Raw genomic sequence first — 25346 nt, forward strand, 5'->3', positions numbered from 1 at the left:
ATTAGATTAACTTTAATTTGATTAGCTTATCTCTTATTTCATCTGCTGATTTTCATTCTTGTTTTTCTATATGAGTTTTCCAGGTGGTTAATAGTTCTAAATTTTCAGGAGTGTGTTCGTTTGGTATTTGAAATCCTAGCCATTCAAGATGTGTTTTAAGTTCAGATAGATGAGTTTTTATTTCCGATATTTGTTTGTTTTTTATTGAAGTTAATAGAGTTTTTTTAAGTTGTTGAAGTCAAGTTAGGACGCTTGGAAGATTTAAGTTGTTTTCTAGAAAAGATAGAAATTCAGAATTTATTTCAGTAGACGAGTCTAAATCGTACTTATTGTCAGCTATGTAAATGGCAGAAATAGCTTTATTTATTGCAACCAAGAAACTATTTAATTCTTCGTTCAAATCATCTAGTATCTCGTAGGATACTAATGAAGGAGTTGAATAACTGTTCTTAAGAAAAAATAGTCTAAGTAAGTTAGGGGAGTAGGAGTCAACTACGTCTTTTAACAGAAACTTTTTATTTTGCGACTTAGAAATTTTTCCATCTGGTGTGCTTAAATGCCCTATGTGAATTCATATGTCCGCTAAGGGAGTGTTATAAAGGGCTCGACAGTGAGCATTTTCATTTTCATGATGTGGGAATTTCAAATCTATTCCGCCTCCATGTATATGAACTTTTTGGCAACAAAGTTTATCTATGAAAGTAAAACATTCTGTATGTCATCCTGGTCTTCCTTTTCCTCATTTACTATCTCAAGTTTTTCCAAATTGTATTTTTTTTCACAGACAAAAGTCTGAGATATTAGTTAATTCATTTAGGTTTTGTTTGGATAGTTCTCCGTAGGTTGGAATTAAATCTAGTTTGAAGACAACATCTCCTGCTTCGTTTATTTCTGCATAGCCTTTATTCATTAACTGTTCTATTGTGTTTTGAATGTCTTCTATATGTTCGCTTACTTTAGGAGTGTGGGTTGGTCAGATTACATTTAATTTTTTTAGTAATTCGAAATATTTTTCTGCGTAAATGTTGGCTATTTCCGATTCTTCTACTCCTAATTGCTGGGCTTTATTTACTATCTTGTCGTCTATGTCGGTTATGTTGTGTACATACAAGACATTTAGCTGTTTTTCTTTTAGATATCTAATTAGATAGTCAAAAATTATTACTGGAGCTATATTTCCTATGTGAATATCATCGTAGACAGTAGGGCCACACAGATATATCTTTACTAGATTATCTTTATCTAATTCAATTCTCTTTAGTTGCTTGGATAGAGAATCGTATAACTGGAGATTTATAAGCCTACTTCTTTTAAGTTTGATTTGTCTACTAGATATTTGTATTGTTCAAAGTTATTGTTTTTTAAATATTTAAGAAATCTTTTTTTCTTTGCTACTAATTTGAACAAAGAAAGTTTTGTTACGTGGTCTTTCTTGTAATTCTTCAGATGACTAGTTAGTCTCTTTATCCTTTTGTTTAGATCTATAACTTGTTGCGCGTGTGATCCTACTTTAAATTCCATGAATTAAATTTTAAGGTTTCCTTTGAATCATTTTATGTTTTGTAATGAAATTAACAATGAATCCCGCTTGTTGTGGCCAAAAACCAAGCTTTACACTGTCTATTCTTTGATGCGCCATTTTATTTTGAGAAACTGAATAAAGAGTTGTCTTGGTTAGTGTTATGTATTTGACTGGTTCGCTTTGCATTCTTTTTAATTCTTTTTCTTCTATGCAGTAGTCTTTATATTTTTCAAAAACTTCTTTTAGTTTTTCTTCTTGATTACCTCATCAAAGATGAGCGTTTTTGTAGAACCAATCTATTCAGGAAACTGTTCCCCATGGAATTAGTTCTGAAATATCTGTTAGTGTTTGTTCTTTTGCATCTTTTTTTTCCTTGCATTCGTCAGTTATTGCAGAAAAATAGGTATTTGGGATTATGTCGCTATAGCATTGATGTACAGAACAGTAAATTCCGTCTGCTTTGCTATTTATTCTTAAATCTTCAGCTAGATATCTAAGAGCATTCTCTTTTGTTTTTCCCTTTGGAATTATTTGTAATGTAGAGACGTTTATTGTGTAGTTAAATTCATTTTCAAAGCATGTGATGAATTCCATCATAGCTTTTTTTCTTTCTATATTTGTTTTGTGTGGGAAGTAAATCTCGATTGTTCTTACATTGTTTTCGTGTATTAACTCTTGTAATTCTGAAGAGGTTTCCATCATGTATTGTTCATAGTTCATTAGATATGATAGGTTTCCTTTGTACTTCTTGATTATTCATCTGCTGATCTTAAAAGGGTATTTATTTTTGTCTGTGTTTATGGAAAATAGGAGGTTATTTCAGACGCATTTGTAGCATAGATTGTGGACTAAACTTGGATTTAGAAATTCTTCTTGTATTGTTTTGCTTGTAGCTATATTTATGATAGATGCTCCAGCATCTGCTATTAGGTATCCTGTTTTTAAATCTAGGTTTTTAAGAATTTCTATAGCTAAGAATGCAGGGCTATCTGTTAGTAGTATTAAGTTTTGGTTAGCTGCTAATTCAGAAAGTAGTTTTTTGGTATATAAACTTTCGTCCAGAGAGTATTGATTTATTTCTGAGAAATCTAGGTCTACTATTACAACTTTTCTATCGTATATGTTGTTTACCATTATTAGTTCTTGATGATAGTTCGATTTGAGAATTGATAGTTAAGAGAGAATTAATTTTGTTTGGTAAATAGGGAGGCTCATCTTAAAAATTCTGAATGATTTAATGGATATTTTTCTTTTACTAAATTCTCTCTTTCTCCTCTGTTTTTGCTTATTAATTTCATTACGTTTTCTCAATTATTTTGAGATTTGTTTTGGATATCAGAATTTATGGAGATTAACTCTTGAATAGTTTCAGCTTCTTTGTCTCCAAGAATTATGTGGCCATAGACTCTTTTTTCTATTGTTTGAGCTAATCTACGTCCTAGAGATTCATCACTTGCTTCCACAGAAACTCTTATGTTTAGTTTTTGTAGGAATGAGGCAAAGTTTTGGGATATAGTCAGGTGTTTATTTATATTGACTGGGATTACAGCTATTTGAATTGGGCTTATTCAGAATGGTAATCAACCTTGATCTCTTTCTAGTAGATAAGCAATAAATCTTTCTAAAGTACCTATTATTCCTAGGTGAATCATAATAGGAGTTGCTTTTTCTCCTTGTTCTCCTTTGAAGTATTGCAGATTGAATTTCTGAGGTAATAGAAAATCTAGTTGAATTGTGGAGATAGTGATTATTTTTCCTGAATATGTTTTTATTTGAAAATCTATTTTTGGGCCATAGAAAGCTGCATCTCCTATTCCTTCTTCATATTGAATTTTGTTCTTATCTAGGAAATCTCTTAAAGTGTGTTCTGCTTTTTCTCATAGCTCATCATCATCGAAGAACTTATCTTTATTTTTGTCTCTTAAGGAGAGAACTATTGAATGGTATTGTATTTGGAAGGCTTCTTTTACTTCTAGTATGATGTTTAGAGCTTGTTGCAGAGAAGTTATTAGTTTTTCTGGAGAACAAAACATATGAGTATCTATTAATTCCATAGCTCTTGTTCTCTCTAAGCCAAATAAACCTCCAGAGCACTCATATCTGTAAAGCCTGGAGTTCTCTCCATAAGCTATTGGAAGGTGTTTCTCATGTCATCTAGTTCTTTTGTATAGGAGTATGTGATGAGGACAAGTCATTGGTCTAAGCACATAATCATCTGATTCATCTAGTTGAATAGGAGGGAATATATTTTCTCTGTAATGGTCTCAGTGTCCTGATGTTTCATATAGTTCTTTTCTCCCTAATTCAGGAGTTGAAACCATAGTTATTCCATTTTTTATTTGAATTGAATTTACATACTGTTTTATGGTTTCTTTAAGAGTAAAACCATTTTCTAGTCAAAAAGGAATGCCTGATCCTATTAAGGGATCAAAGTCAAATATGTCTAATTTTTCTCCAAACTTTCTGTGATCCTCGTTGTTTACACAACAACAAGAACAACCTTCCTGATTTTTTTCTTTTGACATAGGTATATCTAAAAGTTTAGATAATACCTTTAAATTTCAGCAGTCAATCTAACATATTCGCTTACTCATTTATGTATTTCGTCTTTTACTCTGGTTCAGATAGCTGACCTTTCTAGATCAATTCCTAAGATTTTTAGAGTATCTAAGTTTGATTTTGAAGTACCTGATCTTAAGAACTCAAAGTATTTATCCATGTAGCTTGGATCTTTTTGTAATTCCATTGCTATGATTAGACCTACTATCTTACCTATTGCATATTTGTAAACGTAGAATTCACCACTGTAAAAATGAGGGACAGTCAATACATTTGCTAAAGCTAAATCTTTTCATGGACTCAGCGGTTTAGTAATTCTGTTTCCTTGATATTTTTGTTGTTTAGCTTTGTAAATCATTTTTGCAGCTTCAGCGGTGATTATTCTTCCTGAGTTAACTAATTTATTCATGTCATATTCTCAGTCACTAAGGATTACTTGGTTTATAGTTGCAGAGAAGAAGTTGTTTAATAAGTAGTCATATACTTCTAATTGTTTGGATGGATTACCTTTATATCTTTCTATTAAGTGAAAAGATAGGAGTAACTCATTTAAACTTGAAGGAATCTCAGCTATGAAGATTGTTGTATCTGCGTATTCTCTTTGGTGTGCACAGTATTCAACTGCGTGCATAGCGTGACCTAATTCGTGTACTAATGTATATACGTCATCTAGTCTGTAGTTGTAATTCATAAGAATATATTTGTTTTCTACCCCATAACAACCTGAAATACAGTATGCACCAGTGGTTTTTCCTTTTCTGCATTCTCAGTCAATTCATCTTTCTGAGAAAGCTCTTTTAACGTTTTTTACGTATTCTTCTCCTAAAGGTTTCAGAGCTTCAAGAGCCATATCTTGCGCTTCGCTTATTTCAATTTTTTCTAAATCTGAATTTTTAACGATAGGCATCTTTAAGTCCCAAGGCTTAACTCCTTTAAGGGAATAGATATCTCTAAGTTTTCTTTTTCTTATCTTTTTAAATTTCTTATATTCAGTACAGAATCTAGAAATTTTTTTGTATACATAAGGAATAAATGAAGTTGGCAATTCATCTTCGAATATTTGAGCTTCGTAAAAACCGCCTGGGAAATTACAGTTTCTAGCGTCTATGTTTTGTTCTAGTAATTTGAAGTAAAGTAATTGAGCTAGTGTGTCTTCTATGCTTGCAACAGCTCCGTGTCAACTGTAGTAAGCATTTTTTCTAAATATACGATCTAGAGAAAATTGAGTATTCAAGTATTCCTCATAATTATTGATAGTCACATATTTTCTATTCTTGTCTTTAGCTGGTTTCATAGGAATGTTTTGATCTTTAAGAATTGTGAAAATGCTTTCGTAAGCAGAACTAAGCGGAGCATAAGAAACCATGTATCTTTTTATTTCTGCAGGAGGCTGGTGTTTTGCTGTTCTAAATATCTTGTAGTAGTATCTTTGAAGGTGAACTAGTCTAGGATCTAATAGAAACTCTTTAATTAAATCTTGGTTTTCAATTGCTCTATCTACAAAGTCTGACATTCTTTGATGATATGGAACAGCCTTAATTTTTACTTCCTGAAGGATTTCGAAATTTGTTTGATTTGACAGATCTTCGTTGCATTTACTGTTTAAGTAGTTAAACAGTTTGTTACCAATTGATGAGCACTGAATACTTAATTGGTGAAAGTGTAAAAGTTTTTCTTTAGAAGTAAATACATCTTCTTCATAAAGCTTTATTATGTCTCCTAACTTTGTGAAATAATCATTTATGAGATCATCTATAGTGCCATCCTTTAGAATTTTGTCCAAATCCCATTTATACTCAAAACGTTCCATGGTTTTTGTTTTTAAATTAAATTGATAGTGTTTATATATAAAAAAATCTAGCTAGATATTTTATGGACTTTTTTATCAGAAGAAAACCCTTTATTTTTGTGCAAGAACTAAGTAAAGTTGAAAACACTAAAGAATTACTCGTCTCAAAATTAACTTTTTTATCAAAGCAAATCAAATTAACTTTTGAATCTATTCATAAAAGTGAGCTAGTAATCCCACAATTTGCCACAACTTCTGTTTTCTCGTTGGATTTGCAGGTAAAGATACTTAATAGTTTGATTCATTTAGTTAATGCAGGACACCTTGAATGAGCTTTTTTGACAACTTTCAAAGTAAAGGATACCAGACCTTATATTTTGGGCGAGATAAAAAGCAATTCATTTATTTTGGATACAGGCAGAATACAAAAGGAAAGCGATTTGTTCTTTTTTAGATTGCTTAAGCTGAATATTCTTGATGTTAAATCTTGAATGCATTTGAATAGATTAAGTATTTTTGACGAGTGTATTGGTATTGGAAAAATCAATGATTCTTCTTATTATTCTTATAAGAATGAATTGTTGGTTGAACCCTTAGAGGATTTGAAGATATTTCAAACTTCTTTGGATGAAATGGAGAAAGATTTCAAGGTTAATTTTTTTGGTAGACCTCTCTTATTAAAAAAACCAGAACCTGTTCTTTGGAAACTTTTACACATAACTGATGAGTTGAATAATCGTGATCTTGTAATTTCTACTGTTAAATTTAACAGATTTCAATATGACAACTTGAGATCAAACAAATCTTTGTTGAAGCTTCCCAAAAAGCAATGTGAGATATTTATCGAATCAATATCTAAATTAAATTCTTTCTCTAAGCTGTATCAGGCTATGGAAGAGTATAAGTTGTTTGATGAATCTGGGAAGAACATTGCTCCTTTATTCAAATGCTATCTTGAATTCTTTTTGTCGCAAAATGGTCTACTTCTTCGTTCGGATAACGTCGATTACTCCAAATATTCAATATATGAGAAATTTATGAATGCCTTGAAATGATTGGAAGTAGTTTTATTTATATGCGAGAATGATATCAACTTTGTTCCTAAAGGCCAGGAAAGTAATGTATTTAAGGATAGATTTGTTGAAGCTTGCAAGATAGAGCTATCTGTTCTATTAGATCAACCTTCTATTAGGTATATTATGACCTACAGTCTTTCTTTTGTTACTATGCTGTTGAATGTTATTAATCAAATTAAGAGTACAGAAGCTTATAAGAAATACTATGTAGTGACTATGAACAAATACTTCGAAAATATTTGTTTTGTTGGTTAATTATTTTTAGTTGCTTTTTCGATTATTTTTTGTTTAATTATTTCAACTAGAGGAGATACTCCCTTATTTCCGCATAGATATATTAGTTCACCAGCTAAAGGATCTTTTTCTTCTTCTAGTTCTTTATTTAACATCATGATTTTGTCTATTTCATCGTAAGTATAAGTGTCCATGTAATTTCTTTCAGATCTACTTAATTTATCTTTGTATCTTGATAGAAATATTTCTTTACTTATGTTTACCATGAAAGTTAGATCAGGAACTATAGGACAAACTAACTTATGTGTATCTTGAATTCATTTAATTAATTTCTCATTGCCTAAACCTTGATATATTCTGGTAGATAGATAGAATCTGTCGCAAATTATTAGACGTCTAGGTTTATTAAGAGTTGGGATAATTAGCTTTTCTACATGTTCGGATCTGTTGGCAAAAAATAAAAGAGCTCTTGTTTCGTTATTTATTTCTTTTGATTGAAGAACTAAATTTCTGATAGATGTACAAAACTCTAATTTAGGCGTCCCTGGTTCTTTGGTATAGATGATTTCATGAAATAATTCTTTCATCTTTTCATCTTTTCTAAAGCTCTCTTCTAGCATCTTTACGAGTGTCGTTTTTCCGGCAAAGTCAATGCCTTCAATAACTACGAATAAAGATCTAGGTGTTTTTTCTGAATGATTCAAAACTTAAAAAATTTTAAAAATCTTTTTATTCCTTTTTCTTAACTTTGAAGGATTAATAGAAGTGAAGAGGTAACTTATGAAAAAAGAGGATAACAAAACCAAAAATTTACTGAAAGAGATAGGGGTAAATTTCTTCAAAGAAGTTACCTCCATGAAAGAAACAAAAGTTAATATTTTGCCAACTCATTCTTATTCTTTGAACCGCGCTTTAGGGCTTGGAGGCTTTCCTGAAGGGAAGATTATAGAGATTTTTGGATCTGATTCATCTGGCAAATCTACTTTAGCTTTACAAACGTTAGCTCATACTCAAAAACAAAAGAAAACAAGTGTTTATTTGGATCTAGAGAATACTTTAAATCCTGAATGAGCCGTCAAATTAGGAGTTGATATAGATAATTTGCTTATTGCTAGACCGGAAAACGGAGAAAAAGCTTTTGATTTGATTAACAAGTTGTTGGAAACTAAGGAAGTAGATTTGATAATTGTGGATTCTGTTACTGCTTTAGTTCCTGTTTATGAATTTGAAAGCAGGATTGAAGATCAAAGCATGGGCTTGCATGCTAGATTAATGAGTAAAGGTTTGAGAATTATGCAGAGTCTTATGATTGGGAATAAAACTACTGTTATTTTTATTAATCAGTTAAGAGAGAAAATAGGAGCTAATGCTTATATGCCAGCAACTGTTACTACAGGAGGTAGAGCTCTTAGATATGCTTCGTGTGTTAGGTTAGAAGTAAAGAGAACAGACAGTATTAAGGATGCTAATGGAAGAGTGCTTGGTTTTGAGACTAAATGTATAGTTGTGAAAAATAAATATGGAGTTCCTTTAACTACCGCAAAAACGTTTCTTTATTTTGATACAGGCTTTGATGTTTATGCAGAAGTTATTAATGAATTAATAGAAAGCAAAAAAATACTGAAGAAGGGTTCTTGGTTAGAGTTAGATGGCAAGAATTTAGCTCAAGGAATGACTCAGTTAAGAAACAAAATGATGAAGGATCCAGCCTTGGCTGAAACTTTGAAAAAACTAGCTTTTCCTGAAGACTAGTTTTTACGTGAAAGGTATCTCTTTTCTACTTCTTTTCAGTCGACAATTTTTCATATTTCTTTTAGATAATTAACTTTCATGTTTTTGTATTGCAAGTAATATGCGTGTTCTCATACATCTATACCAAATATGGGATAATGCCCATCCATGTAAGGAGAATCTTGATTTGAAGTAGACATGATTTTTAAGTTTTTTGTTCCTTTTTCGAAAACCAATCAAACTCAACCGGAGCCAAATAATTTACCTCCTGCTGCCATAAATTGCTCAATGAATTTATCTCATCCACCAAAAGCTTTTGAAACATCTTCTTTAAATACACCATCATGTATTTGAGTTTCTTTTTTGTCAAGAATGTCTCAAAGAATTTCATGATTTACTACTCCTCCACCGTTATTTCTAACTATTGCTTGTATATCTTCAGGTATTTCTTTAATTCTTTCTAAAATCTGTGAAACTTCAAATTTGAAAAAATCAGGATATTTTGAAATTGCTGTATTTAAGTTGTTTATGTATCCAAAATAGTGCTGTTTGTAATGAAGAGTCATAATCTCCTCAGAAATTGCTGGAGAGTAATCACTAAAACTAAATTTGAGCGGCTTGGGACTGAACATACGTATTAACCTAGCCATATTCTAACAATAATTAATTTTTTTATTTACGGCATGAAATACATTGACATTTTTATTTATGGGTATTAAATTTATATATAGAAGTACAGGCCTAAAAAAAGGTTAGATAATGTCTCAAGGAGAAAGTATTTATATAACCACCCCGGTTTTTTATCCTAATGATAAACCTCATTTAGGACACGCTTTTACTGTTGTATTAGCTGATTGCTTGAAGAGATATTACTCTTCTTTGGGCTATAAATGTTGAATGTCTGTTGGAACTGATGAACACGGAGAGAAGATATTTAAAGCTGCTGAAAGTAAAGGTATTCCGGTTGAGGAATTTATAGATGGAAATGTTTCTAAGTTTAAGGAGCTTTGAAATGATTTGGGGATTAAGTATGACAGGTTTATGAGAACCAGCGATAATGCTCATAAGCAGTTAGTTAGAAAGATTTTTGAACAGTTTGAAAATACTAATCAAATATACGTTGATGAATGAAAAGGTTGATATTGCACTTCTTGCGAAGAAGGGTATTCTTATAGATCAATTTCTAAGACGGCGGTTTGTAAGTTAGGACATGCATTAAGTATTAAGAATGAAAGAACATTTTTTTTGAGAGTAGTTCCTTTTAAAGCTTGATTAATGAAAGAATATCAAGAGAGAGATTTACTTATTTATCCGTCTCATTACAAAAAAGAAATGATTAATAATTTCATAAATGATTTAGATGATTTATCTATCACTAGAGGAAATGTAGATTGGGGAATAAAGGTTCCTGACAGAGAAGACCAGACAATATATGTTTGGTTTGATGCGCTTATTGGTTATTTATCTGCTTTGCATTATGGTAATTTTGGAAAAGGAGCAGCAAATTCACAACATTTTCATGTTTTTTGAGAGAGTCCCGGCAGGAAAGTAATACATATTATCGGTAAAGAAATTTGTAGGTTTCACAGTATCTATTGGCCGATTATGTTGAAGAATTTGAATTTAGAGCTATTTGATACTTTATTAGTTCACGGTTGACTGTTGATGAATAACGACAAGATGTCTAAGTCTAAACAAAACGTAATTGATCCTGTTCAGGTGATAAATGATTTCTCTAGAGAAGCCTTAAGATTCTATCTTTCTAAATTTAATTTCTTGGTAGATAACCAAGTTAGCATGAGAGAAATTCAGGTTGTTTACAACTCTTATCTAGCTAATACTTTCGGAAATTTAATTTCCAGATTTTATGGAATTGTGAGCAAGAAATTTGATTTGCAGGTTCCTGATGATGTGAATATTGAGGAATTTATAGAGATAGATCAGCTGAATATACAGATTGGTATGTTTTTAGATAAGGAGTACGAGGAATATGTCGAGCAACTTAGTCCTTACTTAATAGTTGAGAAAGTATTTGATTTATTTAGAACTGCTGGAAAGTTAATAGAAAAAAATAAAGCTTGAGAACTTCCAAGTGACAGTAATTTACTTAAAAGTTTAATGCACGTTATCTATAAGCTACTTTGTGTAGGAACATGATCTCTTTCTCCTATATTGATTGATTCTTATCCAGAAATATTTGATGTTTTGAATGTTTCTCATAAAAAGGCAAATCTTGAATATTTAAAGAAAGATAGGTTGTACTCTAAGAAAACAATTAATCCTCTTAATAAAGTTTTCTTTCCAAGAATTACTATTAGTGAATATGAATAGATGAAATGAAATATATTCAAGAGAAATAAGAATCTTTTAGTTAAAGAATTAAAGAAGCAAAATAAACAACTCTCTATTGATAGTAAGGAAGAAGGGATATTTGCTAAAAGCGCTGCTTTTTTTAAACAACTTTTAAGAACTGTTAAGTTTGACGATAATTTAAAGAATCAGATAGAAGAAATACTTATTAGATTGGATTTTGGGCCTTTTGTTTCAGAGAAATTATCTAAGGAAATAGCTATTAGGTTAGAGAAGGAATCTAAATCTAATATTGCTGTAGATGTTTTGAGAAAGATATTTAAAGAAGAACTTCTTAAATTTTACGGAGATTTTGAAGTAGATTTGAATGTTGAACCCGGAAGAACAAATTTAATTTTGGTTGTTGGATCTAATGGATCAGGAAAAACAACAAGTATTGCAAAATTGGCTTATAGGTTTAAAGAACAGGGTTTCAAGATATTAATAGTTGCAGCTGATACTTTTAGGGCAGGAGCAGTAGAACAATTGAATAATTGAGCTATTAAATTGGGGGTAGACATAACACTTCCTTCTAGGCCAAAGGAAGATCCGTCTGCTCTTATATATAAATCTTTGGAAGCTAACAAAGAGAAGAAATATGATTTGATAATTTGTGATACTTCAGGAAAACAACACAACAATCAAAATCTATTGCAGGAATTAAATAAGGTTTATAAGACTATTCGTAAATTTGATGAAAGTTATCCTAACGAGACTTTGTTGATTATTGATTCAACAACTGGACAAACTAGTCTTTTGCAAGCTAAAAGTTTTTTAGATTCTTCTTATGTTACAGGGATAATACTTAGCAAGATGGACAATACAACTAGAGGAGGTATTATTTTTGCGATTAAAGAGAAATTTAAAGTTCCAGTTAAGTTAGTTGGAACCGGAGAGGAATTATTTGATTTAATACAGTTTGATTTATCTGAGATAGTAGATGAGTGAACAGAAAATATGTCTTTAGGAGAGTAATTAGTTTTTAGTTTTAATAAGTAATCTTTTGTAGTTGTTATCCATTTCTTTTGCTGCATTGTAGCCTTGTTGCTTTAATTTCATATCTATAACTGCCAATTCTATTAAGTCGCACATATTTCTACCTCAGGTAACTGGTAATGTGTATAAGGGTATAGGCACTCCTAATAAGTTGTAGTATTTAATCACATCTCCTACGTTTTCAAATTCTTCTCTATTTGGGTTATTGAGATCTAAATGTTTAAGTTCTATGACTACAGAGATATTGGTTTCTCTTATTATTTTTGCTCCTCCATACATTTCTTTTATGTTTAGGATTCCTAGACCTCTAAGATGAATGAAATCTTTGGTTAAGGGATTTGCTTTGGCAAGTATTATGTTTCCTATTCTTGTAACTGATATTGCATCATCTCCTAAAAATAGATGATTTAGTCTTATCAATTCAGAAGCTGTTTCTGATTTACCAACACCAGGATCTCCTATTATTAAAACTCCTTCTCCCCATATGTTTAGTACTGTTCCGTGTATTGTTTTTCATGTAGCAAGAGTTTTTGATAATCAACTTCCTATTAATGTATAGATTTCTGTTGTTGATAGATCTGTATGAATAATTGCGCTTCTATTTTCATTAAATTTTTGATTCAGTTCTAATAGCACTTCGCTATGAGAAAAGTTTTTGCTAAGAATAAATAGAGGAGGATTTCTAACTAGTATTTCCTTGATTATCTTTATTTGTTGTTCTTGGGGAAATCTATTTAAAAATTCACTTTCTTGAGCTCCTCAACATACGCAAGCCAACATTTTTTCATTTAAGAAGATTCCATTTAGTTCAAAACCTAGTCTTGTAAAACTAGGAATTGTGATCTGTCTATCGGCATTATGAGTGCTTCTGTTTAGATAATTTCCCTTGAAACGCTTGTATATTGAATTTACTTTTACTGTTCCTTTCATGGTTTTGAATCTTATTACATTTCTATCAATAGCATATTTTTTGTATTAAGTCGCTAACCTTTATATATATGTATAAGGCTACTGCATTTATAGGAGGAGTAGAAGTTTCCTGCGATGAAATTCAGATTATTAGTCCTATAGATGGACAGGTGGTTGGCACTATACCTGCTTTATCTGAACAACATATAGAAGAAGCTTTTAGTTCAGCTAGAGAGGCATTTGATAAGTGGAAACGAGTAGATTACAAAACGAGAATTAAATATCTTCTTTCTTTTGCAGCTAAATTGAGAGAGAACATGTTCGCACTGTCTCAGATTCTTAATTTAGAGGTAGGAAAAGATATGAAATCGGCTAACGATGAAATTATGAGGTCATATGACTATATTGTTGAATCTACACATGCTTATGCAGATTTGATAGAGAGAGCTGATGAATACAACCACAATAACAATATTCTTGTCCCAAAAGATATTCATGCTACTTACATAAGGGTTCCTTTGGGAGTAGCTCTGACTATATCTCCTTTTAATTACCCAGTTAATTTGATGATTACTAAGATAGTTCCGGCTATTTTAAGTGGAAATACTGTTGTTCATAAGTCTGCTACTAATGGTTCTTTGTGTGGTTGATATATTGCTAAGTTGTTTCATGAAACAACTGTAGATGGTTTTTTAGCTACTCCAGGCATTTTTAATTATGTGACCGGAAGAGGCTCAGAAATAGGAAAGTGAATAATTAAACATCAAAATGTTGATGCTTTTTCATTTACGGGAAGTACTGATGTTGGTAGATCTATAGTTGTTGGTTTGCCTGATGGTATTCCAGTGCAAATGGAATTAGGAGGGCATAATCCTGCAATAGTTTTCGATGATGCTGATTTGGATTTAGCTGTGCAGGAAGTTATTAAGGGTGCATTTAGTTTTTCTGGTCAGAGATGTACTTCTATTAAGAGATTGTTTGTTCATAAGAAGATTTATGCGGATGTTTTAGAGAAGTTGAAAGTGGCTGTTTTTGAGGTTCAGTTAAAGGAACCTTTAATTAATAAGAGGGTAGTTGAAGAGTTGAAGATAGCTTATCAGGATGCCTTGGATAAGGGAGCGCAGTTGATAGGTGGTTCTTTAATTGTAGATGGAAACTTCGTTTCTCCTGTAGTTTTTGCTGGAGTTAGTGAGGGAATGAAGTTGTTTAATGAGGAGGTGTTTGCGCCTGTTTTAGCTATTACTCCTTTTGAGGAAGAAGATGAATTAGTTAAGTTTTGTAATGATTCTAAGTTTGGGTTGCAGTCTGCAATATTTACCAAAAATATCGAGAGAGCTACGGATTTAGCTTTGAAATTAGAGTTTGGACGCGTAAATATAAATACTCTACCTGCTAGATCTCCAGATGTTTTGCCTTTTGGGGGAATAAAAGCTTCTGGTTGTGGATTACAGAGTATTAAAGATTCGCTTTTGTTTTTTACTAACGCAAAAGGTATAGTTCTTAAAGTTTTAGAAGAAGAACGTAGGGAATAATATATTTATTGTTTGCCTTTTTATACTATAATTTCAGTTTTAAGCGGTTGTTCTGTTTAAAAAGTTTCATTCTACGATCCCCCCGTTACTGTCGTTGTCGAATAAAAAGGAATAAAGACTTATAATTTCAATTAAAAGGGTTCTTTTTTAGTCCGTACTGCAGAGAAATTTTGAAATAATATTAATTACGTGTCAGGAGAAATAAAAAATAAAAACATTTATACAGACGAATCTATTCAGGTTCTAGAAGGCTTAGAAGCTGTTAGAAAAAGACCCGGTATGTATATCGGGTCTACTGACTCTAGAGGTTTACATCACCTAATTTGAGAGATATTAGACAATGCTGTTGATGAGGTACAAGCAGGTTACGCTGATGAAATTACATTAACTGTAAAACCCAATCACGTAATAACCATTAGTGATAATGGTAGGGGAATCCCAACTGGTATTAATCCTACTACTGGCACTTCTAACTTGTTAGTTGTATTTACAGTACTTCATGCGGGTGGTAAGTTTGACAATGTTTCATACAAAACTTCAGGAGGTTTGCACGGAGTTGGTTCAACTTGTGTTAATGCGCTTTCTAAATTCATGGAAGTTAGTGTTTGTAGAGATGGAAAAGAACATTTAGTTAGTTTTGAGAACGGAGGAAAAATTAAGCAGGAGCCTAAGGAAATAGGAAAAGTTAGTGAAGATAAACATGGTACTACGGTTACTTGACAACCTGATTTCAGTATCTTTGATAAGGAGGATTACAACTTAGAACTTATTAAGGAAAGACTTTCTACTTTAGCTTTCTTAAACAAACAAAAGAAATTTATATTCTTTGATTCTGTTAATAACGAAAGGCATGTTTATTACTTTGAAAGAGGGATAGAAGATTGAATTACTCAACTTAATGAATCTAAAGAAGTTATTAGTGGCATCGTATATGTGAAGTCAGATGGAAGTGTTAAAGATAGAAGGAAATCTGATCAGATGAACAAGATTGATATTGAATGCGCTTTTCAATATCGAATGGAAGATGAAGCAGAAATTAAGTCTTTCTGTAACAACATTAGTACTTCACAAGGCGGTTCTCATTTAGAGGCATTTAAAGATGGTTTGTTGGATTGCATAAGAGTTAGAGCTTTAGAGAACAAGATAGTTAAATATGCTGATTCGATTGAGAAACAGGATATAGCAAATGCCCTTTCTGCAATTGTTTCGCTTAGGTATTCAAATCCTGAGTATTCAGGTCAGACAAAAGGTCTTTTGAGTAATACGGAAATTAAGAAGTTCATTAGAACTGAGGTTGAGAGCGCTTTACATCAGTTCATGGAAGAGAATCAGGAGGACATGAAAAAGATTCTTGAGAGGGTTAAACAGTCTATGCAGACTAGATTGAAGATTGAGATGACAAAGAAAGCTGATCGAAAGATCGCTAGAGAAGGATTTTTGAGTTATGCAGATAAATTGGCAGATTGTACTTTGAAAGATTCAGAAGTGTCAGAGTTGTACATAGTAGAGGGTGATTCAGCTGGCGGTTCAGCTAAGAGTGCTAGAGATAGAGATTTTCAGGCTATTCTTCCTGTTAAAGGGAAGTTAATGAATGTGTGGAAAGTTAAGAATAGAGCTAAGTTTGCAGATAATCAAGAGATTAAGAACTTAATTGCTTCTATTGGATGTGGTTATGAATATGGAAATGCTAAATTTGATTTTTCAAAAATGAGATACAACAAAATCATAATTATGACAGACGCTGATGTAGATGGCTCTCATATTCGAACTCTGATACTTACGTTTCTTTACAAATTTATGTTTGAATTAATAGAGAAAGGATATGTTTACGTAGCTCAGCCTCCTTTGTATAGAGCTTCTACAGCAAGAGGAGAAACTAGGTATTTTCAAGATGAGAGATCAAAAGATGAATTTATTAAGAATAAAAAAGGTTGAGAGATCAGTAGATTTAAGGGTTTAGGGGAGATGTCACCTGATCAATTATGAGATACAACAATGGATCCTAAGACTAGAACTTTACTTAGAGTTACTGTGGAAATGGCAAAAGAGGCTCAAGATGCAACATTTGAAGATCTAATGGGAGACGATGTAGAACCAAGAACTAGATTTATTAGAGATAATTACCATAGAGCATCTATGGTAGATGTTTAGTTAATTAATGTCCAGACAGAATATAAAAGACAGGGTTCTAAAAATCCTAGAGAATGATGATGCAAACAAGATTAAAGAGGATGCTTTAACTAAAGAAATGCAGAACTCCTTCTTGGAGTATGCAATGTCCGTTATTAAGTCTAGAGCTCTTCCTGATTACAGAGATGGTCTGAAGCCAGTTCATAGAAGAATTATTTATGCTGCTGCGCAGGAAGGTTTAACACACGATAAGAAATATAAAAAATCTGCTGCTATTGTCGGTTCAGTAATGGGATCCTATCACCCACATGGTGATATGGCTATCTATGATGCTTTGGTTAGGATGGCTCAAGGATTTAGCCTTAGATATCCGTTGATACAGGGACAAGGTAACTTTGGTTCTGTTGATGGAGATGCTCCGGCGGCTATGAGGTATACAGAGGCTAGATTGAGTGAGTTGTCTTCTCAGTTTACTGATGGCTTGGGAGAGGATTGGGTTGAAATGTCTGATAACTATGATCAGAGTAAGAAAGAACCAGTTGTTTTACCTACTTTAATTCCTAATGTATTGGTTAATGGTAGTGAGGGTATTGCTGTTGGTTTAGCTACCAAGATTCCTCCGCATAACTTGAGAGAAGTTATTGATGCTTCTATTGCTTTAATTAAGGATCCTAACGTTTCTGATCAGAAGCTTTTTGAATACATTCAAGGTCCTGATTTTCCTACAGGAGGAGAAATTTTGAATTACAGAGGAGTTGAGGATTATTTCTATCTGAAAGAGAGAGGAAAAAGTTTTAGGTTAAGAGCCAAGATAGATATTGAAAAAGATAGTAAGAGAAAGGGTAGATTGATTATTAGGGAGATTCCTTATGGAGTTAAGAAGTCTGCGATTATTAAGCAGATTGTTAGTTACATGGATTCTGAGAAAAAAAGAGGTCTATATATAGTTGAGTTTGATGAATATATTAAGGACATTAGAGATGAGTCAAGTAGAGATGAAATTAGGGTAGTTATTGAATATCAGGGGTGTAATCCAGAGGTAATACTGAATAACTTATATAAGCACACTAGATTACAGATTTCTTATGCTACTGGATTAGTAGTTCTTAAAAATAATGAACCTCAGAGATTATCTGTTCCTGCGGTTCTGAAATTGTATGTCGAACACCAGTTCGACATGATGAAAAAGAGAGCAACCTATAGGATTGCTGTTCTTTCAAAAAGAATACACATTCTTGATGGTAGATTAATTGTCGTTGATGACATATTAGAAGCAGTAAAAATAATTACTCAATCTGAGAATCCAGATCAAGAGTTGAAGAATAAGTACAAGTTATCTAAAGAACAGCTAGAGGATATTCTTGCTTTACCTATTGGTAGATTGAGAAAACTATCTGTTTCTAAGATGGAGACAGAAAGAGATGAGAAAACTAAATTGAAAAAAGAGAATGAAGAGTTGCTAGCTAGTGAAGATAAGCAAAAAGAGAAGTTGATTAAACAACTAGGAGAGCTTAGAGATAAGTATGGAGATGAGAGAAGAACAAGAATTAATAAGTTAGATAATGGGTTTATTTCTAATGAAGATACTAAGAATTATGAGGACATGATGTTTATTTTGTCTAAGAAGTCTTACCTTAGTCAGATTCCTTTATCAAGTAATTTCTTCAGAACGCATAAGAAAAGAAGAAATAAGACTTCAATTGAAGCTGAGATGTATAAGGAGGACGCTCCAAGATTTATGTTGTCTTGTTACGGTAAAGATGATCTATTGTTCTTTACAAGCAAAGGAAAGGTTTATAAGAAAAAGGCATTTGAATTTAATTTAAAGAATGGTCTAAAGAATAAAGGTAAGTTGATAAATAATCTGCTTCCTTCTTTGTCTAAAGACGAGAAGGTTGTTCACATGATGAGACTGAAGAAAGAGGATTACAACATTGAGGACATGTATCTAGTTTTTGTAACTAGAAATGGGAAAGTAAAGAGAACTCATATCTCTTTATTTAGAAGTATTATGTCTAATGGGAAAATTGCCATTAGATTGAGAGAGATGAAAGGAGTTGCCGATCAATTAAGTTTTGTTCTTAAAGCTACTGATTCAGATGATATTTGTTTGGTAGGGTCTGAAGTTAAGACTAAGACTAAAGATCCAACAGTTGTTAATAAATTAGTTAGATGTAAATTAAGTGGATTTAGACCTCAAGGTAGAGCTGCTGGAGGTCAAAAAGGAATTAAATTGAATGTTTCAGGAGGACAACACACACTTGCGGCTTCTACAACTTATGAAGGTAAGTTATTAGCTACTGTTGATAATAAGGGATATGGTAAGTTACATAACTTGGATGGAAAAGATAAGAAGGATAGTGTGAGACTTACTTCTAGAGGAGCTATGGGTATCAACATATTTAAAGCATCCGCTAAAGAAAATAAAAAATGTATTGCATGTATGTTTGTTGACCCTAAAGATGACATATTGATCATGACAGAAGAAGACAAGATTTATACATTTAAATCTACTGAATTGGGCAGCAAAAATGAAAAAGGAGAAATTGTATGTATGAAAAACAAATCTGGTAAAGGACGTAAGTTATTGAACCAAGAATTAGAAAATCAAAACATAACTATTTCTTACTGTACAAAACTTCCATTTGATGCAGTTGCTGATTTAGAGGACGATGGAGAGGAAGATTGAATGGATGATGCTGATAACGAAGAAACAACAACAGAAGCAGCAAGTTAGTAGTAGATATTCAAATATATGGCATTTATTTTTGTATTGAGTGCCAAGTCTCACATTAGTCAATTTTCTTTCGACAACATTACTCTCCATCATAGGGGCGGTAAAGGCATGAAAGGCCCAAAGTTTGAAGAGGGAGATTTACCTGTTTCTATTGTCTCTGCGAGACCGCAGGATTATGTTCTATTTTTAACTGATACTGGTAGAGCTTACAGAGTGCAAGCAAATGATATTCATTTACCTGAGAATTGAAAAACTACTAAGGCTAGACATGTAAATCAAATTTTGAAAGATTTACAGCCTGGAGATAGGATTGTAGATATGTTGGCTATGAAACCTGGATTAGTAAACAAGGATGATGCTTATCTATTCATAGCTACTAAAAAAGGTTTGATTAAGAAAGTTTCAGTGCAGAATGAATTATCTAAATTTACTCGTTCTGGAAAAAGAGTTATTAGTTTTAGGGAAGGAGATGGTTATGGCGGAGCTTGTTTTGGGAAAGATCATAATTTTGTTTGTCTAGTTACTTCAGATGGTCAGTTAGTTAGATTTAACGCTTCTTCTATTCGAGCGAGCGGAAGAAGTTCTGAAGGAGTGTTAGGAGTTAAATTAAGAGATTCTGCTAAGTTAGTTTCTATATTAGTTGGTTCTGATGGGAATAATGTTTTCTTGGTGTCTAGTATGGGTTTAGGCAAGCAAGTGGATATGAATAGGTTTAGAGCAAGTAAAAGAGGTAATTACGGCATGAGATCTTTTTGATTAAGAGATGGAGATAAGGTTGCTTGTGCATCTTTGGTAAATCCAAGTAAGAGTTTGGATTTACTGTTATTAACGAACAGAAATAAGTTGAATAGATTTAAAGTTGATGAGTTTAGAGTTTCAGGTAGAGGTAGTATGGGTATAAAAGCATTTTCTGTTAATAAAGAAGAATCAGAGGAGGTAATTGATTGTTGCTATGTAAGTATCGTAAACACCTATTATTAATTATTTATCATCATATTTATTAGGGTTATAAAGTTATAGGCTGAGTGAGCAAATATACAGTGCCATATATTTCTACTTATATATAGAGTAGTTGCAAACACCATACCAGGGAATATATAGGGAATTATTTGTTTTATGCTGTCATTGTGTAAATGCACTAATCCAAATATGAAAGCACTTACAATTGTAGTTCATCATTTGTATTTTCCTATTTTCATGATGCATCTTCTGTAGATAAGTTCTTCCAATATTGGAGCTGTAATAACTGAACTTATAGCTACATTTATTCATCCGTGTCAACTTGTCTTGAATATGCTTTCTATCATTTTTTGGTTTGTAGATTTTTCTCTAGGTTTTTTTTGAGGAGAACCCATTATTTTGTCTAGTATTTGCATAAGCAATAAGAGTAATATGGAGGATGCAACAACGACTGTGATTGCCATCAGAAGCTTCCCTACTTTTTTCTTTGATATTTTGCTTAGATAAGTTCTATATATTCTTCCTGTAGTGATATCTATTTCTAAGTTGTCGTAGAGTAGTAGTTTTAGAGAGTCTAGATGTACAGGATCGATAGCAAAGAAGTATATAAATAGACCAAATGAAATTATCAGCTTTATAGCTGATACCATACCCATTCATTTCAGGTTGGCTTTTACTAAGCTATCAAATGAAGGGAAAGCTACACAGAATATTCAGAAAATTATTATGTATCAGAGGGATTTTGAGCCGTAGTATCTGAAATTGAAATATATAAGGAGTGCATATCCTATGGCTATTTTTAGTATTATGGTTCAAGTTATTTCTAAATTAAGAGGATATATGTGACTAAATAAATCACTTAACTTTACTATTCCTTGATTAGTTGTAAAAGTAGCTACACATGCGTCTAGTATTTCTTTTATGTAGCAGCCGAATATGAATATTAAAAACTCTCACGTTTTAAAATCTACAGGGCTGTTGTCGCAGTTGAAATCAGATCTGATCTGGTTTACCCAGTCATGCTCCTTGCTTGTTTGATTTGTTAGCCAGCTTTTCAAGGTATTTATTTAAAGGCTATATTGGTTGATTTTCATAACTCTATTAAATTTTTTCTTAGAGAAAAATTTAGTCTGGAAGCAGAGCAAGTAGATTTTTTTGTCATTGCTTTTACACACAGTTCATTTAAAAAAAATAGGTCTATAGAAGATTATGAGAAATTAGAGCTTCTTGGAGACTCTTGCATTTCTTGGGCAATTACTAACCACTTATATAAATTAAATATTTCTCTTAAAGACATTTGTAATACCAGAAAAGAAATAGTTTCAGGAGCAAGTCTAACTTGAATTTCGAAGAATTTAGGTTTAGATAAGTATGCACGATTAGGTAAGGGTTGCCATCTGTCAGATGCTATTCTGGAAGATATGTATGAATCATTTATTGCTGCAGTTTACTTAACTTTTGGTTATGAGACTGCTGAAAAAATAGTTTTAGATACTTTATATAAGAATTTTGAAGCTGGAGAAATTCCATCTTTTATAGACTATAAGACAAAATTACAAGAATGAGCTCAAGCAAATGGAAATAAGAAGATAATTTATTCTTTGGAAGAAACAACATCAGAAAAAGGCAAAGCCACTATATTTACTGTTTCTGTTAGTTGAGGCAATCAGGTTAGAGGATGAGGAAAAGGTACTAAATTAAAGGATGCGGAACAGATGGCAGCCAAAGATTCTCTAATAAAATCAAATGAGATAGGAAAGGTTTAATAATGATATCTGAAAAAATGACATGTTATTTTTAAAAATTAAGGAGCATTTTTCTGGGAATGAAGATCTTGGTTTTCTTCAGAATTCTACAGAAAAAAGTAGGAAGATATTTGGCCTGCTTATGTGAGCCATGCTGTATTTTGGTTACTTTGTTTTCTGTTTGAACTGGATTATTATGGACAACCTTAAGGGGACTACTTCTCAAGGTTGATTGAAAGATTTCATAGGTCATGGTTTAACCGCTGAAACTGCTAAATCTACAGTTCAAACTCAACTTATTGGTTATGCAGTTACTTTCGCAAGAGGATTAGCTACTATAGGTGTTGCCTGATTGGTAGTTAAGTTTACTCACAGAAGAGCAGCTTTAATTGCTCTTTTATTGAACTCCGCTGCACTTCCTTTGATATATATGCCCCACTATTCTCTTTTCGTTTTAGGAAGGATGTTCATGGGTTTTGGTGGAACCATGTTGATTATTCTGGTTCAACCTATTATTGCTAGATTCTTTGATTTACGTGGTAAGGGAATACTTTCTGCAATAACTCCTACTGCTTATTTATTTGGTGCTTTGGTAGCTCATTCTTTGTTTGTTTATGAAGGAACAACTTCAGGCGGACCTCTTAAGTACTTTCAAGATAACTGAAAAACAGTTGCTTCTATTTGTGCTGGTCTTTCTCTTATTCCTTTAGTTGGATACTTTCTGTTTGCCAAAAATTTCAATACTGCTGATAATGCTGAACAAGAATTGGAACAGTTGGAAAAGCCAGAAAACACTTATTCAGGAATTATTAAAGAAAGAAGTCTGTGGTTTTGGATTTTTTGGTACAGCTTTTTATTGGTTGCTTCTTTGATGGTTTCTTGGGTGACTCCAGAGTTGGTTGGGAAGATTAATCAAAGTTTGGTTAAGAGTCTAGATAGTGCGCATGTTAGTTGAAAAAGGATCTACTGCTGCTGTTTCTATGTTGGTTGTTTGGGTGGTATGTGTATCGGTAAGTGGAGTAAATTGCAATTTCAAAGAAAGCCTTGTGTTGTAGGTTGTTGTTTAATTGGTGTTCTTTGTTGAGCTTTAATTTTCGGAGCAGCGCACATTTCTGATACTTCTATAGCTTCTGTTGTTATTTTCTACTCAGTATTCATTTTTGCATTCTTCGCAATGGGTGTTCAATCAGTTATTCTGTACATTCCTCATGAGTATCCAGAGAATAAGAATCCTAAGAGATTGACTATCTTCTATTCATACTTGTGAGGTATCGGATACATCATCTTTACTGTTTACAAAATAATTGTTGATTCTTGTTCTGACAATATTGGAGCAAAAGATAGTTCAACAGGAGCATATGTTGCTTTAGGATTGATTTCATTCTTCGTAGTGATGTTCTTGGTTATGGCTTTAACAATTAAAGAACCAAGACCTGAATACAAATTTACTCCTTGATTTAATAGACCGGCATTCCTAGGAAAAGGTTCACAAGCATTAAGAGTTGAATAAGTTTGTCTCTGAGTATTTCTTTAGGGCTCGGGATATAGTTGGTAGATTTAACGGAGACAATGAGGTAGTTTTGCAATTTTTCCAAAGGGAAAAAAATGCTGTTCTATCTGGAATTAATGAAGCTCTTGAATTACTAAAAGAGAAATTATCTGGAACTTCTACAGTTATTAGATATTTACCAGAGGGAACAATAATTCAACCTAAGGAAGTCGTATTGGAACTAGAAGGAAGGTATCAAGATTTTGGAATATATGAAGGAATAATAGATGGAATATTAGCTAGAGCTACCTCAATAGCTACTAATTCTTATAGATGTATTCAAGCTGCTAAGGGAAAGGAAATTATTTGTATGTCAGATAGATCTGATCATTATTCAAATCAAGTTAGAGATGGACATTCTATGTATGTAGGAGGAATTAGATCTTTTTCTTCTTATTCTCAAGTTCCTGAAGGAAAGGAAAGTGAATGTGTGGTATATGGATCTATTCCTCATGCTTTAATTCAAAACTTTAGAGGAGATTTAATTCAAGTTATGGAACATTATCATGAGTTGTTTCCAGATGAAGATTTAGTAGCTTTAGTTGATTTTCATAACGACGTTATTGGAGATTCTCTTAGAGTGTTAGATAAGTTAGGTAGTAAATTGAAAGGAGTTAGGGTGGATACTTCTTCTTTTGTTAAGGATGTTATGTTTGATAATGACTCTAAAGAGTATGGAGTAACTCCTTTGCAGATAAAAAATTTGAGAGAAACATTAGATAGATACCCAAATGGGAAAGATGTGAGGATATATGTTTCTTCTGGATTTAATCCTGAGAGAATATCTTATTTTGAAGAACAAAACACTCCTGTTGATGGTTATGGAGTAGGAGAGGCTTTACTTAAGATAAATAATACATTTTGCGCTGATGCTGTTAAGTTAAATGGAGAGGAGATAGCTAAATTTGGTAGATTTTATAGAGCTAATGAAAATTTAATAGAGTATAAATGCCAAAAATAAAAATAAGAATAGGTATATTTGGAGGTTCATTTAATCCTGTACATGAGGGTCATATAAATATAGCTAAGTTTGCTATTGAAAGATTGAAATTAGATGAGTTGATTTTTCTACCTTGTTTTCAATCAGTAGATAAAACTCAGGCTGAGTATGCATCTCCTGAACACAGAGTTTCTATGTTGTTATTGGTTCTTCCTGAAAAATGTAGTATTTCTGCTTATGAAATAGGTTTAGGGAGGCCAGTTGAAACTATAGAAACTCTTAGACACTTTAGGGAGATTTATAAAGAAGCTGAGTTGCTTTTTATTTTGGGAGAAGATAACTTAGAAACAATAGATACTTGGGAAGAATATAAGAAACTTGATGAGTATGCTAGATTGGTTGTTTTTAGAAGAAATAACAATAAAAAACCATTAACTAGAGGTTTAAGGGTAACATTTATGGATAATGAATTGTGAAATTATTCATCAAGTTCTATAAGAGAAAAGGACACTAGTGGTTTGGATATAAAGGTGGAGGTTTATATTAGAGAAAACAAACTTTATGGTTATGTTGGTTAGTATTTAATAA

General features: G+C 32.2%; 21 protein-coding genes. 12 read left to right on the forward strand and 9 right to left on the reverse strand.

The features are described from left to right. Position 1 precedes the first annotated feature (1 nt). Genes cysS through H6411_RS01210 form a run of 5 tightly spaced genes read right to left on the reverse strand, consistent with a single transcriptional unit; the run spans position 2 to position 5891 of the window. Positions 2-1342, reverse strand: a complete 1341-nt coding sequence (gene cysS / locus H6411_RS01190) for a cysteine--tRNA ligase (RefSeq protein WP_369408482.1) — start codon at positions 1340-1342, stop codon at positions 2-4. After that, positions 1294-1521 carry a 30S ribosomal protein S15 gene (rpsO, locus tag H6411_RS01195; RefSeq protein ID WP_216082823.1) on the reverse strand — a complete coding sequence of 76 codons (228 nt, stop codon included), beginning with the start codon at positions 1519-1521 and terminating at the stop codon, positions 1294-1296. Before rpsO ends, cysS begins: the two co-directional genes overlap by 49 nt. A gap of 10 nt (positions 1522-1531) precedes the next feature. Further along, positions 1532-2656 (reverse strand): HAD hydrolase family protein, encoded by a 1125-nt coding sequence (locus H6411_RS01200; protein WP_216082824.1) that lies wholly within the window; start codon positions 2654-2656, stop codon positions 1532-1534. Positions 2657-2706: 50 nt separating this feature from the next. Beyond that, positions 2707-4047 carry a threonine--tRNA ligase gene (gene thrS, locus H6411_RS01205; protein WP_216082825.1) on the reverse strand — a complete coding sequence of 447 codons (1341 nt, stop codon included), beginning with the start codon at positions 4045-4047 and terminating at the stop codon, positions 2707-2709. Positions 4048-4076: 29 nt separating this feature from the next. Beyond that, entirely contained in the window at positions 4077-5891 is a 1815-nt protein-coding gene (locus H6411_RS01210) for a M3 family metallopeptidase (protein ID WP_216082826.1), read from the reverse strand. A gap of 317 nt (positions 5892-6208) precedes the next feature. On the opposite strand from H6411_RS01210, the gene H6411_RS01215 reads away from it, so the two are divergent. Continuing rightward, positions 6209-7201 carry a hypothetical protein gene (locus H6411_RS01215; protein ID WP_216082827.1) on the forward strand — a complete coding sequence of 331 codons (993 nt, stop codon included), beginning with the start codon at positions 6209-6211 and terminating at the stop codon, positions 7199-7201. On the opposite strand, the gene tmk is transcribed toward H6411_RS01215, so the two are convergent. After that, positions 7198-7884 carry a dTMP kinase gene (tmk, locus tag H6411_RS01220; protein ID WP_216082828.1) on the reverse strand — a complete coding sequence of 229 codons (687 nt, stop codon included), beginning with the start codon at positions 7882-7884 and terminating at the stop codon, positions 7198-7200. The two genes, H6411_RS01215 and tmk, sit on opposite strands and share 4 nt — an antisense overlap. 76 nt (positions 7885-7960) lie before the next feature. Between tmk and H6411_RS01225 the strand changes: the two genes are divergently transcribed. Next, entirely contained in the window at positions 7961-8932 is a 972-nt protein-coding gene (locus tag H6411_RS01225) for a recombinase RecA family protein (RefSeq protein ID WP_216082829.1), read from the forward strand. Here the strand turns inward: H6411_RS01225 and H6411_RS01230 are convergent. Continuing rightward, on the reverse strand, positions 8929-9543 hold the full coding sequence (locus H6411_RS01230) for a superoxide dismutase (RefSeq protein WP_216082830.1): 615 nt from the start codon (positions 9541-9543) through the stop codon (positions 8929-8931). The two genes, H6411_RS01225 and H6411_RS01230, sit on opposite strands and share 4 nt — an antisense overlap. A gap of 127 nt (positions 9544-9670) precedes the next feature. Here H6411_RS01230 and metG point away from each other — a divergent pair, with 127 nt between their 5' ends. Then, positions 9671-11242, forward strand: a complete 1572-nt coding sequence (gene metG / locus H6411_RS01235; RefSeq protein WP_216082831.1) for a methionine--tRNA ligase — start codon at positions 9671-9673, stop codon at positions 11240-11242. Continuing rightward, on the forward strand, positions 11243-12235 hold the full coding sequence (gene ftsY / locus H6411_RS01240; protein WP_216082832.1) for a signal recognition particle-docking protein FtsY: 993 nt from the start codon (positions 11243-11245) through the stop codon (positions 12233-12235). Here the strand turns inward: ftsY and hprK are convergent, their stop codons facing one another. Further along, on the reverse strand, positions 12236-13186 hold the full coding sequence (hprK, locus tag H6411_RS01245) for an HPr(Ser) kinase/phosphatase (protein WP_216082833.1): 951 nt from the start codon (positions 13184-13186) through the stop codon (positions 12236-12238). A gap of 68 nt (positions 13187-13254) precedes the next feature. Between hprK and H6411_RS01250 the strand changes: the two genes are divergently transcribed. The 4 genes from H6411_RS01250 to H6411_RS01265 all read left to right on the forward strand — a co-directional run bounded on the left by H6411_RS01250 (position 13255) and on the right by H6411_RS01265 (position 20545). Then, entirely contained in the window at positions 13255-14697 is a 1443-nt protein-coding gene (locus tag H6411_RS01250) for an aldehyde dehydrogenase family protein (RefSeq protein ID WP_216082834.1), read from the forward strand. A gap of 189 nt (positions 14698-14886) precedes the next feature. Continuing rightward, positions 14887-16848: a DNA gyrase/topoisomerase IV subunit B gene (locus tag H6411_RS01255; protein ID WP_246307713.1), complete on the forward strand. Its 1962-nt coding sequence runs from the start codon at positions 14887-14889 to the stop codon at positions 16846-16848. 7 nt (positions 16849-16855) lie between these two features. Continuing rightward, a complete protein-coding gene (locus H6411_RS01260; RefSeq protein WP_216082835.1) occupies positions 16856-19564 on the forward strand; it encodes a DNA gyrase/topoisomerase IV subunit A in 2709 nt (902 codons plus the stop codon). Positions 19565-19672: 108 nt separating this feature from the next. Beyond that, positions 19673-20545 carry a DNA gyrase C-terminal beta-propeller domain-containing protein gene (locus H6411_RS01265; RefSeq protein WP_216082836.1) on the forward strand — a complete coding sequence of 291 codons (873 nt, stop codon included), beginning with the start codon at positions 19673-19675 and terminating at the stop codon, positions 20543-20545. On the opposite strand, the gene H6411_RS01270 is transcribed toward H6411_RS01265, so the two are convergent. Then, positions 20542-21582, reverse strand: coding sequence for a CPBP family intramembrane glutamic endopeptidase (locus H6411_RS01270; RefSeq protein ID WP_216082837.1), 1041 nt, complete (start codon positions 21580-21582; stop codon positions 20542-20544). The genes H6411_RS01265 and H6411_RS01270 overlap by 4 nt on opposite strands. 21 nt (positions 21583-21603) lie before the next feature. Between H6411_RS01270 and H6411_RS01275 the strand changes: the two genes are divergently transcribed. The 4 genes from H6411_RS01275 to nadD are packed head-to-tail and all read left to right on the forward strand — an operon-like array spanning position 21604 to position 25336. Then, positions 21604-22290: a ribonuclease III family protein gene (locus tag H6411_RS01275; RefSeq protein WP_216082838.1), complete on the forward strand. Its 687-nt coding sequence runs from the start codon at positions 21604-21606 to the stop codon at positions 22288-22290. Positions 22291-22312: 22 nt separating this feature from the next. Next, a complete protein-coding gene (locus H6411_RS01280) occupies positions 22313-23779 on the forward strand; it encodes an MFS transporter (RefSeq protein WP_216082839.1) in 1467 nt (488 codons plus the stop codon). After that, positions 23772-24779 carry a nicotinate phosphoribosyltransferase gene (locus H6411_RS01285; protein WP_216082840.1) on the forward strand — a complete coding sequence of 336 codons (1008 nt, stop codon included), beginning with the start codon at positions 23772-23774 and terminating at the stop codon, positions 24777-24779. The genes H6411_RS01280 and H6411_RS01285 overlap by 8 nt, the downstream gene beginning before the upstream one ends. Then, on the forward strand, positions 24767-25336 hold the full coding sequence (gene nadD, locus H6411_RS01290; RefSeq protein ID WP_246307714.1) for a nicotinate (nicotinamide) nucleotide adenylyltransferase: 570 nt from the start codon (positions 24767-24769) through the stop codon (positions 25334-25336). The genes H6411_RS01285 and nadD overlap by 13 nt, the downstream gene beginning before the upstream one ends. The last annotated feature ends 10 nt before the right edge of the window (positions 25337-25346 follow it).

The organism is Candidatus Mycoplasma haematohominis (assembly GCF_902712995.1).
Lineage (GTDB): Bacteria > Bacillota_I > Bacilli_A > Mycoplasmatales > Mycoplasmoidaceae > Eperythrozoon_B > Eperythrozoon_B haematohominis.